Raw genomic sequence first — 14326 nt, forward strand, 5'->3', positions numbered from 1 at the left:
CGGGCACGGAACGCGGGGTTCCTGTGGAACCTGCACTCCTACGATGCCTGCGGGTCGCGCATGTCGACATCGCGGCGTCGGCTCCGACGTCTCAGGTAAGGATGGGTCATCCGGGCGCATCCACGATCACGAAGGAGCCGTGATGAAGTATGTGATCCTCATTCACTCCAATCCTCAGCCCTGGGGGCACCCGACGAGTGACTACCTGCCCGAATACCGGGCGATGTCGCAGGAAGAGCGGGGCCGGGTGAATTCCGATTTCGAGAAATTGCTCGGCGAGATGCACGAGAAGGGTGAATTGCTGACGGGGGAGGCCCTCGCCGCGCCCGAGTCGTCCCGGCTGTACCGGTGGGGCGACGGAAAGCCGCTGGTGACCGACGGGCCGTATTCGGAGGCCAAGGAGCATCTGGCCGGGTTCTTCCTGATCGACGTGGAAAACCACGCCCGGGCCGAGGAGATCGCCGCACAGTTCGCGGGCCCGGGTGAGACCGTCGAACTGCGGCCCGCGATGTGGCCCGGCGGCGACGACCAGTGAGCAACCGGGTGGTGGAGGACGTGTGGCGGCGGGAGTCGCCGCACGTCCTCGCCGCTCTGCTGCGCCGACACGGCGATCTCGGAGTCTGCGAGGACGCCGCACAGGAAGCGGCCGAAGCGGCCACCGAGCAGTGGGAACGCGACGGGGCGCCCGCCAATCCGCGGGCCTGGCTCATCACCGTGGCGTCGCGGCGACTGATCGACCGGCTGCGCGCCGACCGCGCCCGGACGGGGCGCGAAGAGGCGGCGGCCGCCGCGCAGCCCGGTGACTCGTATCTGGCGCCAGCGGCGGATCTGGAGGTGACGACCGACAGCGACGACATGCTGCGGATGTTCGTGCTGTGCTGCCATCCGAGCCTGAGCCGCTCCTCACAGGTCGCGTTGACCCTGCATGCCGTCGGCGGACTGGGAACCGGCGAGATCGCCGCCGCCTACCTCGTTCCGCAACGCACCATGACCCAACGTCTCACCCGGGCCCGGTCGACGCTGCGGTCGGCCGGTGCGGTGTTCGAACTCCCGAGCCGATCGGACCTGCCCCGCCGCATCGCGTCCGTGCTCGATGTGTGCCATCTGCTGTTCACCGAGGGCCACACGCGTTCTGCCGGTGGCGCACTGGTGGATCGGAGCTTGACCGATGAAGCGATCCGGCTCACCCGTCAATTGCATTGTGCGATACCGGATCACGACGAGGTCGCGGGAGCGCTGGCACTCATGCTGCTCACCCACTCCCGAGCGGCGACCCGCACCGAGGGCGGCAGCCTGGTCCCGCTGGCCGAACAGAACCGTTCCCGGTGGGACCGGGAGCTGATCGCGGAAGGGGTGGGCATCCTGGAGCGGATCCTGCCCCGCGGCCATATCGGCCGGTTCCAGTTGCAGGCGGCGATCGCCGCCGTGCATGCGGAGGCGCCCACGTGGGAGAGCACCGACTGGCGGCAGATCTGTGTCCTTTACGCCATGCTCGACCGCGTCGCGCCCAGCCCGGTCGTGACGCTCAACCGGGCCGTCGCCGTCAGCATGGCCCTCGGCCCTCGGCAGGGATTGGACCTGATGACCCCGCTGTTCGACAATCCGTCCATGCGGCGTCATCACCGCACCCACGCGGTGCACGCGCACCTGATGGAGAGGATCGGCGACCGGACGGCCGCCGCCGCCAGCTATCGACGGGCCGCTCAACTCACCGCCAGCGTCCCCGAACAGCGGTACCTCAACGATCGCCTGCGGCGCCTCGACGAGAAGGGGCCGAGCCACGCCTCGGGAGCGGAGGATCACCTATGAAATTCGTTCGTTTCGGGTGGGCGTTCCTGGCGGCCTTTACCGCCGCCGTCGGTTTCCTCGCGGCTTCGGAACCCATGCTGCAGATCACCTCGTGCGAACTCGGAATCCTCCCGACCGAGGGAATCGACACATGGGCGCGGTGCGACGAGTCGATCATCGACCATTACGGCAATTCGACCGCGGTAATTCTGGCTGTCCCGTTTCTGCTTTGCCTGATACCTCTCGTCGTGCCGCGGCGCGCGACCGCGTGGACCGTGGCGGCCGCACTCGCGGGTTTGGTCGGATCGTCCTTCATCCTGTCCGCGTTCGCTTCCGATTCGGCGTCACCACCACAGGTCGTTGTCTACCTCTACATCCTGCCGAGCGCAGTGATCGCGCTGCTTCTGGCGGTCGTCCATACGCGGCTGACTATGGTCGGGCAGGCTGCGACGGCGGGAAGGCCACCGGCAGTGCCGCCAGCGCGCGATGGAAAGGGCCGGGCCGCCAGGTCAGCGCCTCGCGGGGGACGGCAAGGCGGACATCCGGTAGCGCGTCGAGAAGTTGATCGATCGCGTCCTGGGCTATGAGATACGCGGCCTGCCGTGCCGGGCAGGCATGTGGTCCGGCGCCCCACGACAGGTGGGAGCGATTGCCGGTGCGATCACCGGCGCTGACGGTCGGGTCGTTGTTGCAGGCGGAGATGCTGATGACAACGGGCTGATGGGCAGGCAGCCAGACGTCATCGATCAGGATCGGCTGGCGCGGGTAGGTCATGCAGAAGTTCGCGATCGGCGGGTCGGTGAACAGCACCCCGTCGAGGGCGTCGCGGGTCGACAGGCTGCCGCCGAGAACGCCTCCGGCGAACGTCTCGTCGGTAAGGATCGACAGCAGGGTGTTCGTGATCAGATTCAGCACCGGCTCGACACCGGCGCCGTAGAGCGGCACCAACTGCTCGACGATCTCCTGATCGTTCAGGGCGGCGGGGTGCCGCAGCAGTCGTGTCGTGATGTCGTCGGCGGGCTCGGCGTGCTTGAGGGCGACCAATTCGGTCAGTGCCGCGATCAGCATCGCGTTGCCCTGCGCGGCGTCGTCACCCTCGAACATCGCCATGATGCCGGTGGCGACGCGCTGCCCGATCTCCGGCGAACAGCCCAGCATGGTGTTGATCACGGCGAATGCCAGCGGTGTCGCGTACTCCGCGAGCAAGTCGGCCGTGCCCTTCTCGCAGAAGCCGTTGATGAGGGGAACCGCGATAGTTTCGACCACGCTGTGCAGCCCGTGCAGGTCGACGGCCGCGATGGCGGCCACGTTGGCCTGCCGGTACCGCAGGTGCTCGGCGCCCGCGGTGCGGATGGCGTTGGGGCGCCACTCGAGCAGCGGTCTCACCGGACAGTCGGCCGGGATGTGCTGCTGCCAGGCGCGCGGGTCGGCCGGGAAGCGCTCCGGGTCGTGCAGGATGCGAACGGCCGCGCGGTAGCCGATGACCAGGGTGGCGGGCACTCCCGGGGCCAATTCGACCGGCACCATCGAACCGAACCGTTCCCGCATCCGCCGGTAGGCGTCGTGTGGATCGGTCGCGAACCCGGGCGAGTACAGGGCTTGGCGGGGTCCGTCGAGGTCGGTGGGGAAGCTGGTCATTCGGGCCTCACTTCGATGGCGGTGCGGTCGTGCAGGTCGACCACGAGGCGGGCGATACCGCGGTCGTCGGCGCGCACGCGGCCTTCGCGCGCGCCGTGCGCGGCGTAGACCCGCCCGGGTTGCAGTTGGTCCAGGACGAGGGCGAAGCGACCCGGGCGCTGTCCGCGTCGGAGCACGGCGTCCAGGCCCTCGCCGTCGGTGACGGCCGTCGCCACCAGCACCTCGGGGTGTGGCAGTTCCGCTATCCGGGGCCCGCTGTCCCATTCCGGCGGCCGCTTCGACGACATCATGTCCGCCAACGCGAACGGGCGCCCCAGCCCGCCCAACCCGAGCATGCCGTTGGCGTGTACCGATGCGGTGGTGAAACTCATTCTGCCCGAGCCATTTTCGTACTCGGTGAAGGACAGCTGGGCTACCGCCGCGCGCCACAGCTCGGCCTGCCAGTCCGGTTCGCCGCATTCCTGCGCGAGCAGCATGGCCGCGGCCAGCGATTCGGCGTTCGTCGGCGCCCGCGAGCCCCAGTCCTCGGCCGTCGGGGATTCCGCACCCGCCGAGCCGGATTCGAGATAGCGACCGGTTTCGAGCCAGTCGTGCCGCAGGATTTCCCATGCGCGCCAGGCGAGTTCGGGAAGCAGGGGCGCCAGGAACGCGGATATTCCGGCCGTCGTCGTCGGTCCCCGGAAGGCGCGCGCCGTCAGTCCCAGCCCGGAGACGAGAAAGGTGACGAGATCCCCGTCGGCGGCGGTGAATTCGGTATCCAGTGCGTACTGCAGGCGGGGGGCGATCTCGGCCGCGTGCCTGGTGCCGCACAGCGCATCCGTGATGGCGACCCCCGCGGCGCTGACGGCGTTGCAGTACGGGAACACGAGTCCGCGAGTGCGCGATCGGCCGATCGGGAGTGGCTCGCACGGCCACAGGCACAGTTCACTGTCGAAGTTCCGGACGACCATCGCATTGATCGCGGTGCGGTCGTAGGCGGTCGATCGATCCGATGGCCATCGAAACCGCAGCGCGCCGGGGGCGCGGTAACGATGATCACCGGTGGCCTGCTCGAACATCGCCAGCTGCAGGTTCAGGTACCCGGTGAACATGATGTTCTGCCGGACATCGATCGGGTCGGCTCGGCGTCGGCGAAAGTCCCAGTTGCCCAACAGGTTCTGCCAGTACCAGTACCCCCAGGCGGTAGGATCCTGCAGCCTGGCGAACAGGTTCGACTGCGCGGTGTGCAGCGGTCCGCGCACCGCGGGCGCATGGACGTAGTTGTGCATCGACAGTGCCCAGCCGAGGGCGTTGAGCTGGTAGCGGTATTGCTGTAGCGGACCGGGCCCCTCGTCGTCGAAGCCGTCCCACCGGTCGAGCGGTTGCAGGGCGATGCCGAGCAGATGGCGGACCAGGGCGAGTTGGTCCGCGCTCGCCTCCGAGACCGGTGGTGTGCCGCCGAGGCGCCGCAGCGGGATCGGGTTGGTGCGCGCCGCACCGCGCCGCTGCTGGAGAAACTGCTCGCGTTCGGCTCGTACGCGCAGCCCGGCGTGGTGCCGAACCTGTTCCCGCGCCACCGTCGCACCCGTGAGCAGCACGGCGACGGTCAGCGCGGCCCACGGGAACCATCCGAATGGGCCGGGCGCGCCCCCGTGGTGGTCGGCGATCGCGGCCGCGGCGGCCGCGGCGACGAGCACGATCGCGGGCAGCGTCACGTAATCCGACCGCGCGATGCATCGGAACATGTAGGCCCAACCGGATGCCGCGAGAACACCGGCGAAGGCGAGCAGATGTCCGGCGAGGACGACGGCCTGCGGTACGGTCGGGACCGCCGCCGAGAGCAGCGCGCCACCGGCGATCACCATGGCCCACACCACCGTTCGCTGCCGCCGCAGCGCCCACGCCGCCACTCCGAGCTCCACGACGATCACTGCGATGTGCCCGGCGAGTGTCACCGGAGCGATGGAGTGGTCGAGTGGCGGCACGGCGACGATCAGTCCGGCGCCCGGGATGATGAGTCCGGCGCCGAACGCCCGCCACGGCGCGGAAAGTCCCCACAGCGCCGGACCGGCCGCCGCGAGCACCCACACCGCTCCGGTCACGGCCAGGGTTCGCCGGAACCATCGCGCGGTCAGGGGACCTCGCAAGCGGGCCGACGGTGTCGGACCGGGAGCGCTCGTCACGGGCGCCCCGGCACCGTGAGCGGGATGGACGTGGTGACAACCAGATCGCGTGCCGTGCCGACCTCGGGAGGGACCGCAGGAGCAGATCGGGAGTGATTGCCTCGAAACGGTTTCCACAGCCGCATGACTCGCGGGCCCAGTAACACCAACCCACCGAGCAACAGACAACAAACCACCGCTCACACCTCTCTGCCGACCCGCTGCCGGTACCCGCCACCGACGGCCTTCAGATTGATTACCTAGGTGTGCGTTTACGCATCGGTAGGTCATCGGCTTCGGCGAGGAGGGTGCCGGAGGCCGATTGCCTCGAAGCTGTTGTGTTATGCGTTATTCGGCTCGGCCCTATCGTGTGGAACGAATCTCGCGATGTCGGCGCGGGAGGGGATCTGCCACTTCTGCAGGATCGCCGCGACTTGTGCGTCGACGGTCCGCCGCGACTTGCCACGCCGTGCGGCGATCGCCGAATTCGTCCATCCCGCCGCTGCCAACACCGCGACGTCCTGCTCCGCCGCGGTCAGAGCGGTCCATTTGGGGTGCCCGTTGTCCACACTCCCGAGCAGTACCGCGCGCTTGCGGGAGTTCAACGTGCCCATCGCCAGATGGTGGACCTCGTTCAGCTCGGGCCGAAGTTGTGCCCCGCGCGCCTCGGTGGCGGCGTATGTTTCGGCGCCGAGCACCGGTTCGGCGGCCCGGACGGCCTCGGCGGAGAGGTCCGCGAACGGTCCGAGCTGCCGCAGATCGACGCCGAGTCGGGTGCGAAGCCTGCGGGCGCCTCCCGCAAGCAGCGCGATCTCGGTCGCGATCGCGGCGGTTGTGCGTCGATCGGCCGGACGGCTCGCGGGATCGGTGATGACCCGCGCCAGCGACCACGCGCGAAACTCGACTGCCCACAGCGAGCCCCATCGTTCGCGGAGGGGCACCAGATCGGCGAGCACCGACCGTTGCAGCGCCAGGGCCTCGCCGGGGTTGCCGTTCCTCGTCAGCGCGATCGACCAGGTCAGTTGCGCCCATGATCTGGTCCAGGAAACGCCCGCCGAGGTGACCCGATCGAGGTATTGCCGGGACAGCTCGCGCGCTTGCTCCACGGGACCCAGCAGGGCAGCGGCGAGCGCCGCGAACTGCTGACTCGGAATGGACCCTGACGCGTTGCCCGCCTGCTCGAATTTCTGCTGTGCGCGCTGTAGAACCGCGACGGCGGCCGGATCTTTCCGGGCTATGAGAAGTTCCACCCCCCAGGCGAAATCCACGACGGCGGGGAGGCCGAGATCCTCCTCGGGCACCGCGCGCCAGGCGTGCCCGGGATCGGGAAGACAGGCGTGGACACTCGCGTCCAGCAGCTGCTCCGCATCGCCGATTTCGCCTTGGCACAACATGATCCACACCAGCAGGGCCATCGCCGTGACGCGCAGCTCGTTCGGCTGCGACGGCAGGTTCCGGGTCGCCTCGAGTGCGCGCTCGGTCCGCGACCGCATCTCCCGGAACGATCCTTTGACGAAGGGCAGCCGCAGCACCAGCAGCCCGGCACAGATCTCCAGGCCGCGTCGCGCGTCGCCGCCGGGAACGAGGCTGCGCTCTATCGCCAGGATGATGTTGTTCCACGCGGCAGCGGCCCAGTCGATCAGGACTTCCTCCTCCGGGCCGAAATAGCGTGCCGCCGCATCTCGTATCCTGTCGCGGTAGTAGTCGGCATGGCGCTCGGCGAGGGCCGCGGCCACGTCGGTTCCATCGCTTGCCCGCCGCCTCAGTTGCTGCTGCGCGTACACGCGAAGGTTCTCCGTCAGCGAGTACCGCACCGTGGTCGGCGTGATGTGGCGTACCACCAACGATTGATCCGCCAGCCGCTCCAGCAGGTCTTCGATCTCCGTGCCCGGGACGCTCACGCGGTCGCCGCGGTCCCCCTCGGGATCGGCGCAGATATGCCGAATCGCGTCCAGGTCGGCGCCGACGGGAAGCACCGGTGCGTGGTCGGCGTCCGGATCGACGTCGAAGCCGCCCGCGAAGACCGACAGCCGGTCGAACAGCGCCTGTTCCTTATCGCCGCACAGGTCGTAGGACCAGCCGATGACGTCATTGATGCTGCGATGTCGCTCCTCACTGCCCAAGACCGGCCCCGGTGGCCAGTTCAGACGGCGGTCGCTGCCGTTGTCGGCCTGCCGCAGGATCATGCGCAACGGCTGACGCGCCAGCCGACCCGCCGCGAGACGGATGAACAGGGGGTGATAGTCCATTTGCCGACATATCTGCGCGGCCACGGCCGTGTCGTCCGGGCCGCCGAGGGGCCGACCGGCCAATTCGGCCCGATACCGGAACAGCGTCAGCGCTTGATGCGGCGCCAGCGGAGGCACGACCAGCAGTCGCTCGTCCACCCATCCGATCGCCTCGCGGCTGGTTGCCACGATGCACAGTCCAGGTATCGCCTCCAGCATTCGCTCGATCATCACTCCGACGCCGGTCAGCACATGTTCACAGTTGTCCACGACCAGCACCACGCGCGCGCCCCGGCCCTTGGCGTCGGCGGTGGTCAGGGTGGCGGCCAGCGCCTCCCACATCGAGCGACCGGAGTAGTCCGTCGTTACCACGGACCGGACGATCTCCTCCTCGACCGCCGCCGCGTCGCTGTCCGGAGCCAAGCCAGCGAGGCGGACGCTGTGCACGGGGGTGTGCCGCGCCTTCTCCAGACGCTGTGACGCCTTCGCCGCCAGCCGCGTCTTCCCGATCCCGCCCGGCCCGACCAAGGTCACCAGCCGCGTACCGCGCAGCAGCAGCGTGACGATCGTGTCGAGCTCCTGCTCACGACCCACGAAATCGTCGGACGGCCCCGGGCCCGTCCGCCCCGCGGGGTCGCCCACGGTCACGGCGACCATGACTCGCGCACCTGTATCACGACATGCTTCATCGCTACTACCTCATTTGATCGAGTCCGATAGGACGAAAGCCGAGGCGTCAATCCCCTCGAGGCCGATTCGGTACCGGTCGAGATGCGACACGGTGTGCGGTGAGGTTACCACCGGGCGTCGCGGCCCGGAGCGGTTGCGCTGATAACGATTGCATTGCTGCCGCTCCTACGCTGTCGAATCGGCGCGGGCGCTGAGCCAAGCGGGTACGCGGTCCGCCGCACGCGGATACATCGCCAGTTCGTCCCTGAAAGCATCGCCGGGCGGGACATGGTCCCAGTCGGGCTCGTCGTACCAGCCGTACTCGGCGCTGTACTTACCGTTGACGACGATATGGAGTTCGACCGAGGTCCACGTTCCTTCTCCGCTCGTGTACATGTCGCGCCGCAAGTCGGTGAAGAAGGCGGCGGCCTCGGGCGGCTCCCAGTCGACAGCGTTTCCGAAGACGGTAATGACCTGCGCTCTGGTCTCCACATAGGAGCCCACCGAACGGAAGTCGACGAACATCTGCAGCCAATCGGCGGGCGCGCGATGCCTCAGGTGATTCCGGAAACCGCCGACCAGCTCACCGATCTGCACCGGATTCAGCGGTGCCAGCTCCGTGCTGTCCTGGTCCGGGGGAGTCGGACGGTCCTTCCATCGGGGGAGTTTGTCGAGCAGCCATTCGGGCGTGTACTCGAGCTCCCTGGGGAACATCTCGAGGTCCGCGACGTAGTCCGAGTCCGCGAGCGGCGGGTTCCAGTCCGGCTCGTAGTCCTGGTTGTAGCTGCGGAAGAACGTGCCCGAGGACTCGATCGTGAACCGCGCCGAGAGCCAGGCGCCGCGTGCGGGATCCACTCGGTAGAGCGCGACGCGCAACCTCGCGAGGGGCCTGTTCAACTCGACGGGGGCGGCGACGGCGACGGTCGAACCATCGTCTCGAAACATGGTCAGAACCAATTCCTGCACCGGTACCGTCATCCGGCTGACCAGGTCGACCCGGCGCCACCCCCGGTCTCCGACAATGTCGACGATCGCGTTCCCGACCTGCTGTTCCAGCTCGGCCACGTCGTCCGGCGCGTTCGATGCCGTGCTCATCCGACCCGGGATTGTTGCGGCGCCGGCGGCGTCTGCCGTTGCCGACCGGAGGTCAGCCTGCGGGTCATCCCGACACCGGATGCGACGAGGATGAGCGAGCCCACGCCGATCGTGACCCAGCCCGCGGTAGTGTTCTTGGATCGCTTCTGCTCTTCGTAGCTTCGATACTCCACGCTCCCGCTGCGCGAGGTTTCCTCACAGCGGTCACCCGGGCTCATGACCTCGGCCCCGCATTTGACCTCGCTCAGGGTGAGGGTGATGACGCCCCCCGCGAGGACGAACAGTCCGAGCAGGACGCCCGCCACGAGTTTCACTACTTTGCCCATCGTTTCCTTCTTCCGTTCGTCGGCTATCGGGTACGACAGCCGCGGGAGGAAGAAGGTTGGGTAGGCCCGGCCGCCCCGTCCTTCGGCCGTTACGGTTCGAGTTGGGTTCGCAGTGTTGTGGACCCGGATCCTCGATCAGCGCGCCTCCGTGAGAACAACGGTTCACATACGTTTGGCGCGAGAATGTGCGACGTTCGCCGCGTACCCAGGGTGAGAAGGCCGGTGCTACCGGTTCATCCGGGCCGCAAGGTGTTTGGCATTCAGGTAGGCGATGGCCTCGATCGTTCTTCGGGTCAGCGTGGCGGTTGGCTCATATCCCGGTTCATCAGCGGGATCTGGATGCTGATCGGCATGCGTAGTTCGGCAGCGTAGTAGAGGGTGAACTGGCGCAGGAACTCGTCGAAGAGCCAGTAGGCCTCCTGGGTGGGCGGGACGGCGCCGAGCACGCCTTCGCGCACGGCGATGAACGGCCCCCAGCTCACCTGCAGCAGCGGGCTCCACACCGGCTCGCGGGGGATGGTCAGCCAGTCGGCGATCTTGTCGCCGAGGACGAAGCGGGTGAACGCGCCGAGAATGGGCTTGCTGAGCAGGGAGAGGTCGAGATTCACCCCGAGACGCAGGAGTCGGTCCGCCAGGTTGACGCCCTCGGGCGTGGGGGCGAGGAACGGGTCCAGTGCCTGCGCGGCCTGTGCGTTCGCTTCGTTCCAGGAGTTGGGGATGTATTCGTCGCGGATGCCGAGCAGATGCGCGCACAGTTGCCAGATGTGCAGGTACCCTTCGGATTCCGCGGCCGGGATGGGCACCCGCCAGGCCGTCAGGTTCCGCATGATGGTGGTGGACAGGCTGTGCCACGTGACCATCATGTCGTGCTGGCTGATCGGGATCTCCTCGTCGGCCACGTACGCCCAATGCGGCGATCTGGGCAGCAGGTGGCGCACCCCGGAATGCGCCAGCCGGGTCTTCACGCAGGTCACGATCATCTCGCCGCCGGGGGCGTAGGCGTTCGGGGTCCCGATGTCGTAGCCGAGCTTCGCGGTCTTGGCGATGCGGTCCTTCAGATCGTGGCCGCCCTTGGAGTAGTAGACCGCCCGCGCCTCCTTCGGAATGACGGTGCTCATCATGCCGCTGGCCATGGCGTAGAGAATGCCGAGATAGGTGCCGCGCTTCTCGTTGAACTCCACGGCCGCGGCGAGTTTGGCCGGTTCGGTCCACCGCGGCAACTGCCGGGCGGACTCCACGAAGTCGCGCACGTCGGCCGGGAGGCCCGCGGGCAGGGGTTGGCCGTTCTTGGTCCAGGTCTTCAGCAGCTCGTTGACCCGGGGCGCGTCGCCCCGGTCGAGCACCGAAGCCACCAGCTGGTCGGCGTCGGGATCCCACACCCCCATCGGATCGGCGCCGGGTCCGCTGCCCGCCACCGAACCCTCCGGCGACCAGCTCCACGGCTGTGCCCGGGCGGGCGATGTGATGGCCAGTGCGCCGACGGCGCCCAGCAGTCCTCCGGCCTTCAACACACGGCGCCTGTCGAATCCATCCATGTCGCTACTCCTCGTCGAGTTCCGCCGCTGGACAGGCGGCGGCGCTGATCCTCGCGCCGAACAACGAATGCGTCTTGCGAGAATTGTCAGTAACTTAACACGGTGGTGCGGGCGGTGTCCGGGCTTTCGCGGAGCTGGTGATATGCCTGATCATATTGATCTTTAACGGATCTGGCTGCAGACGCGGATGTCTTCGTGGTGCCTGAGGGGCCGATCCTGCGGTGGACGTCTGTTTGAAATCGCCGATAACTTACCGGCGGACTCGGTACTTCCCGGACGCGCGCTCGGAAATAGAGGTTGCTCCTCCGTTTAGGACTCTGTAGGCTACCTGCCGCACGGTAGGTAGAGGGTGTCCGATGGAGGCGGTTCGCGTGTTGAGCGGCCGCGGCGGGTGCTGTCTACGGCCTCACCCCAGCGCAATCCGATCAGCTCGAGGAGCACCCACTCGTGTCCGTCTATCTGTACCGATGGGGGAAGTTCGCCTTCCGCCGCAAATGGATAGTTCTGCCGATGTGGCTCGTGCTCTTCATTCTGCTCTCCGGCGTCGGATTCGCGGTCGGCAAGCCGATGAGCGACGAGTTCAGCATGCCGTCGCTGCCGTCCGAGCGTGCGACGGAAATCCTGGACAAGCAGTTCCCCGGCATGTCCGAACAGTTCAGCATCGACGCCGTCGGTGGCGACTACGTCATCCGGGCGCCCGAGGGCACGAAGCTGACCGATCCGGGTAACCGCGCCGCCATCGACAGGCTGATCGCCGATGTGAAGGCGCTGTCGATCGGCGACGGCGCGGACCGGCATCGGCTCGTCACCGACAAAGACGCTGCGACGCTGATGAATCCGGTCGACGCGGCCGAGCGGATGGGCTGCCTGAAGACCGCCGACCCCGCGGCGTGCTCGGGTGCGCCGCTCAATGTGCTGAACACCGCGGCCCCCGCCACCGTCGCCGTGCTCTCCGTGCCGTTCGACATCGGCTCGGCCATGGATATCACCGACGCCGAGCGGGAAGCCGCCTACAAGGTGGCCGGGCCCGCTCGCGAGCAGGGGCTGACCGTCGAATTGGGTGGCGCCATCGCGCAGAAACAGGAGCAGCCCAGCGGGCAGGCCGAGATGATCGGTATGGGCGTGGCGCTGGTCGTGATGGTGATCGCCTTCGGCGCCATCGTGGCCGCGTTCGTTCCGATCATCACCGCCGTCGTCGGGCTGGGCGCCGCCACCGCGGTGATCATGCTGGGTACCTCGATCATCGAAGTGCCTGGCTTCACAACGTTTCTGGCGTCGATGATCGGCATCGCCCTATCCATCGACTACGCCCTGTTCATCGTCTCGCGGTACAAACACGAACTGAACGTCGCCGACACCCCGGAGGAGGCGGCCGGGACCGCGGTCGGCACCGCGGGTTCGGCGGTGGTGTTCGCCGGACTCACCGTGATCATCGCGCTCAGCGCGCTGGGCGTCGTCGGCGTGAAGTTCCTGACCTTCATGGGGCTCGGCGGCGCCATCGCGGGCGTCTTCGCCGTGCTCACGGCCGTCACCCTGATGCCCGCGCTGCTCGGCGCGTTCGGCCGCTTCCTGTTCAAACCGAAGCTGCCGTTGGTCGCCCGGCACGACCCCGAGGACGACACCTCGGTCACCAACGGCATGCGCGTGGCGCGCGTGATCGGCAAGGCGCCGTGGGTCGCACTGGCGATCGCCGTGGCGGCGCTGGCCGCGCTGGCAACCCCGGCGTTGAATCTACAGCTGGGTCTGCCCGGCGAGGACAGCTTCCCGACCGACTCGACGGTCCGGCAGGCCTACGACATTCGCACCGAGGGCTTCGGCGAGGGCAGCAACGGCAAGCTGATGGTGGCCGCCGATCTGGCGAATGTCCCTGCGGGACAGCGCGAAGTGGCGGTCACCGCGCTGCGCGACCGGCTGGCGGCGTTCCCGGAGATGGACTACGTCACGGCGCCGCGGCTCAGCGAGAACGGGCTGGGCGCGATGCTCACCGGCGTCCCGAAGGCAGGGCCGAACGACCAGGACACCAAGGATCTCGTGCGCGATGCGCGCGCCGCCGAAGGTCAGCTCTTCGCGCGGTACGGCCTCGAATACGGCATCACCGGCACCACCGCGATCTACGCCGATATGGACCACGTCCTGCTCGGCAAGATCGTCCCGTACCTGGCGATCGTGGCCGGAGCGGCCTTCGTGCTGCTGATCCTGGTGTTCCGGTCCATCCTGGTTCCGTTCACCGCTGCCTTGGGCTTCCTGCTCTCCATGGCGGCGACCTTCGGCGCCACGGTGCTGATCTTCCAGGAAGGCGCCTTCGGCCTGATCTCCGATCCGCAGCCGATCGTCAGCTTCCTGCCGATCATGTTGATCGGCTTGGTGTTCGGGCTCGCCATGGACTACCAGGTATTCCTGGTGACCCGCATGCGCGAGGAGTTCGTGCACGGCAAGCCGCCGAAGGAGGCCATGATCGCCGGGTACCACCACGGCGCCCGGGTGGTCACCTCGGCCGCGATCATCATGATCTCGGTATTCGGCTCCTTCCTGCTGGAAACCGACGCCACCGCCAAGTCGATGGGCTTCGCGCTGGCCGCCGGTGTCGCCATCGACGCCTTCCTGGTGCGCATGGTGCTGATCCCGGCCCTGCTGGTGATCATGGGCAAATGGTCCTGGTGGATTCCGCGGTGGTTCGACCGGATCCTGCCGGATATCGATGTCGAGGGGACGAGGCTGCGGGGGTTGCAGCAGCGCGATCGGGTCGCTGCCGCCGCGCCCGGCCATGTCGAAGCTGTCTCCGCTGTCTCCGGCCCCGAGCCGCTGCTCGCAGGTCGGCAGGCGGCCGTGGACGGCAGTGGTGCGCATCGTGTTTCGGATGAGGAGGCCGAGCAGGTCGCCTCGGCGAGTGGCCGGACGATCGGTGG

8 protein-coding genes and 1 pseudogene are annotated in these 14326 nt (G+C 67.9%); 3 read left to right on the top strand and 6 right to left on the bottom strand.

The window, feature by feature from the left end; genetic code table 11:
* The first annotated feature begins 142 nt into the window (after positions 1-142).
* Positions 143-535 carry a YciI family protein gene (locus tag ACYVLQ_RS02685; RefSeq protein ID WP_460695751.1) on the top strand — a complete coding sequence of 131 codons (393 nt, stop codon included), beginning with the start codon at positions 143-145 and terminating at the stop codon, positions 533-535.
* Positions 532-1809, top strand: coding sequence for an RNA polymerase sigma factor (locus ACYVLQ_RS02690; RefSeq protein WP_460695752.1), 1278 nt, complete (start codon positions 532-534; stop codon positions 1807-1809). Before ACYVLQ_RS02685 ends, ACYVLQ_RS02690 begins: the two co-directional genes overlap by 4 nt.
* A gap of 408 nt (positions 1810-2217) precedes the next feature.
* Here the strand turns inward: ACYVLQ_RS02690 and ACYVLQ_RS02695 are convergent, their stop codons facing one another.
* From ACYVLQ_RS02695 to ACYVLQ_RS02720, 6 genes are all read right to left on the bottom strand, one after another.
* On the bottom strand, positions 2218-3426 hold the full coding sequence (locus ACYVLQ_RS02695; protein ID WP_460695753.1) for a cytochrome P450: 1209 nt from the start codon (positions 3424-3426) through the stop codon (positions 2218-2220).
* Positions 3423-5552, bottom strand: coding sequence for a linalool dehydratase/isomerase domain-containing protein (locus ACYVLQ_RS02700; RefSeq protein ID WP_460695754.1), 2130 nt, complete (start codon positions 5550-5552; stop codon positions 3423-3425). The genes ACYVLQ_RS02695 and ACYVLQ_RS02700 overlap by 4 nt, the downstream gene beginning before the upstream one ends.
* Positions 5553-5908: 356 nt before the next feature.
* Complete coding sequence (locus ACYVLQ_RS02705; protein WP_460695755.1) at positions 5909-8452, bottom strand: ATP-binding protein; 2544 nt, start codon at positions 8450-8452, stop codon at positions 5909-5911.
* Between the two features lie 198 nt (positions 8453-8650).
* Positions 8651-9559, bottom strand: a complete 909-nt coding sequence (locus ACYVLQ_RS02710; protein WP_460695756.1) for a hypothetical protein — start codon at positions 9557-9559, stop codon at positions 8651-8653.
* Positions 9556-9885 (bottom strand): hypothetical protein, encoded by a 330-nt coding sequence (locus tag ACYVLQ_RS02715; protein ID WP_460695757.1) that lies wholly within the window; start codon positions 9883-9885, stop codon positions 9556-9558. The genes ACYVLQ_RS02710 and ACYVLQ_RS02715 overlap by 4 nt, the downstream gene beginning before the upstream one ends.
* A 293-nt stretch (positions 9886-10178) precedes the next feature.
* Positions 10179-11420 carry an oxygenase MpaB family protein gene (locus ACYVLQ_RS02720; RefSeq protein WP_460695758.1) on the bottom strand — a complete coding sequence of 414 codons (1242 nt, stop codon included), beginning with the start codon at positions 11418-11420 and terminating at the stop codon, positions 10179-10181.
* A 447-nt stretch (positions 11421-11867) separates the two neighbouring features.
* Here ACYVLQ_RS02720 and ACYVLQ_RS02725 point away from each other — a divergent pair.
* Positions 11868-14177: pseudogene (locus ACYVLQ_RS02725) on the top strand (MMPL family transporter); the annotation flags it as partial.
* Positions 14178-14326 lie beyond the last annotated feature (149 nt).

This window comes from Nocardia thraciensis (assembly GCF_054782435.1).

Excerpts from the sequence above, each read along its gene's own strand:
- ACYVLQ_RS02715 (WP_460695757.1), bottom strand. The coding sequence starts at position 9,885 with ATGGGCAAAGTAGTGAAACTCGTGGCGGGCGTCCTGCTCGGACTGTTC.
- ACYVLQ_RS02705 (WP_460695755.1), bottom strand. The coding sequence starts at position 8,452 with ATGGTCGCCGTGACCGTGGGCGACCCCGCGGGGCGGACGGGCCCGGGG.
- ACYVLQ_RS02710 (WP_460695756.1), bottom strand. The coding sequence starts at position 9,559 with ATGAGCACGGCATCGAACGCGCCGGACGACGTGGCCGAGCTGGAACAG.
- ACYVLQ_RS02685 (WP_460695751.1), top strand. The coding sequence starts at position 143 with ATGAAGTATGTGATCCTCATTCACTCCAATCCTCAGCCCTGGGGGCAC.
- ACYVLQ_RS02720 (WP_460695758.1), bottom strand. The coding sequence starts at position 11,420 with ATGGATGGATTCGACAGGCGCCGTGTGTTGAAGGCCGGAGGACTGCTG.
- ACYVLQ_RS02695 (WP_460695753.1), bottom strand. The coding sequence starts at position 3,426 with ATGACCAGCTTCCCCACCGACCTCGACGGACCCCGCCAAGCCCTGTAC.